Source organism: Mesorhizobium sp. M2A.F.Ca.ET.037.01.1.1 (assembly GCF_003998075.1).
Lineage (GTDB): Bacteria > Pseudomonadota > Alphaproteobacteria > Rhizobiales > Rhizobiaceae > Mesorhizobium.
In genome coordinates this window covers 1-2,184 of the sequence record NZ_RZSA01001041.1, presented here as the reverse complement: position 1 = coordinate 2,184, position 2,184 = coordinate 1, and the positions used below count along the sequence as shown (strand labels likewise).

Genomic DNA, 2,184 nt, shown 5'->3' with positions numbered 1-2,184 from the left:
GTGCGGGCGCGTGGCGTGTTGGTGCCGCTTCTGGTGCGGCCCAACGGATCGCCCGACAGCTTCGAAATCGTCGCCGGACGGCGGCGCTATTTCGCGGCTAAGACCATCGCCGACGAACGCGGCGAGGCCGAACCGTTGCCCTGCGCCATTATGGAAGACGGCGACGACGCCGATGCGCTCGAAGCCTCTTTGATCGAGAATATAGCCCGCCTCGATCCCGACGAGGTTTCGCAGTGGGAGACCTTTACGCGGCTCATCAAGGAAGGTCGCACCATTGCCGATATCGCCGCCACCTTCGGCCTCACCGAGCAACTGGTGAAGCGCATTCTGGCGCTAGGCGATCTTCTGCCGAAGATACGCGAAGCCTATCGCCGCGAGGAAATCGACACCGAGACCGTGCGCCATCTAACCATGGCTTCCAGGGCGCAGCAGAAGGATTGGCTGGCGCTGTTTTCCGATCCCGATCAGCATGCGCCGCGAGGCTGGCAGTTGAAGCAATGGTTGTTCGGCGGCCAGTCGATATCGACCAAGGTGGCTATCTTCGCCATCGAGGCCTATGGCGGCCTGATCGTCGCGGACCTGTTCGGCGAGGACAGTTTTTTCGCCGATGCCGACCTGTTCTGGCAGAAGCAGAACGAGGCCATTGCTGCCAAGCGTAACGCCTATCTTGAGGCCGGTTGGGCTGAGGTGGTGGTGCTGGAACCCGGCCAATATTTTCATTCGTGGGACTACGAAAAGACCCCGAAGAAGAAGGGCGGCAAGGTCCTCATCACCGTCTCGCAGCGCGGCGAGGTCGAGGCGCATGAGGGCTACCTGTCGCGCAAGGAGGCGCGCCGCGCTCGCTCGAATGGCGAGACCGGCGAGGGGGGCAAACAGCCCGCCAACCCGTCGCGGCCCGAACTGAGCGGCCCGATGCAGAACTATGTCGATCTGCATCGACACGCGGCCGTGCGTACCGCTTTGCTCGACCATCCGGGCACGGCGCTGCGCCTGATGGTGGCGCATGTCATCGTCGGTTCGAGCCTGTGGCAGGTTCGCCCCGATCCGCAGCGCGCGGCCAACGAGGCTGTCGCCGCGAGCGTCGCCGCCTGCAAGTCCGAGGCCGTCTTTGGCGGGAAGCGCCGCGAGGTTTTGGCGCTGCTCGGCACCATCGACGACGATGGTCCGGTCGCTGGTGGCAACGGCGACGACTTCGCGCTGTCGAGCGTCTTCTCCTGCCTGCTGACGCTGTCCGATGACGACGTCCTGCGCATTCTGGCGCTCGTCATGGCGGAGACGCTTGCCGCCGGCAGCGCCATTGTCGAGGCGCTCGGCAATCATCTTGGCCTCGATATGCGCGCCTATTGGCAAACGGACGACGCCTTCTTCGACCTGTTGCGCGACAGGGAGGTCGCCAATCAAATGCTTGCCGATGTCGGCGGAAAACACGTCGCGGAGGGCAACGCATCGGAGAAGGTGAAGACGCAAAAGAAGATCGTCCGCGATTTCCTCTCCGGCGAAAATGGCCGGCCGAAGACTGACGGCTGGTTGCCGCGCTGGATGGCTTTTCCGGTGGCGAGCTACACGAACCGTGGCGGCTTCCGCACCGCAGATCAATGGGCGAAGATCCAGCGCCTGTTCGTGTCTGAATGATCGTTTCTGGATGGCAGCGGCGACGTTTGTGACGTCGCCGCTCGTCCGCATGCCGGGCCGCATCGATAACTCCAAAGCCTTCCGTGGCCGAGCGACACAGCTCCGGTTTCCGTCACGCACTTCCCATTGTCCTGCAAGCGACCACCCGCCCGCTGAGAGCAATCTGGTGCTCTGTCGCCTGGGCACGATGGTGCTGGCACGGCACGGAGCGTCCGCGATCCTGTCGCCGTCTCGACTCTTGCTTGGCTTGGCGACCGCGTCACCCAGGCGTTTCTCTTTGCTTGTCGCCGGGGACCATTCCCCTGCGGCTGGCTTGTCGACCTATGGGCGGATCCGGCCCGCCCGAAACCCTCGGCCGACAGCTTTTTCCCCGCCGCCTTTGGCGGCTCCTCGCGCCCGCTTCGCTCCAAAAAAGCCGTCCGCTCGGGTCCTCCGCTGACGCTTCGGCCTGCAAGGTTCGGGCGGGCCGGACGCGCCAATCACGGTCCGCCATCGCAGGGGAATGGTCCCCGGCGAGCACCAAAAGGAGACTTCAAATGACCGCGATCGGAT

At 64.1% G+C, this 2,184-nt stretch carries 1 protein-coding gene; it reads left to right on the top strand.

Translation table 11 applies throughout. The annotated features are described in order from the left end of the window. Positions 1 to 1,632: ParB N-terminal domain-containing protein (locus tag EOA27_RS33120; RefSeq protein ID WP_127258368.1), on the top strand; the 1,632-nt coding region annotated here is incomplete at its 5' end. Positions 1,633 to 2,184: the final 552 nt, after the last annotated feature.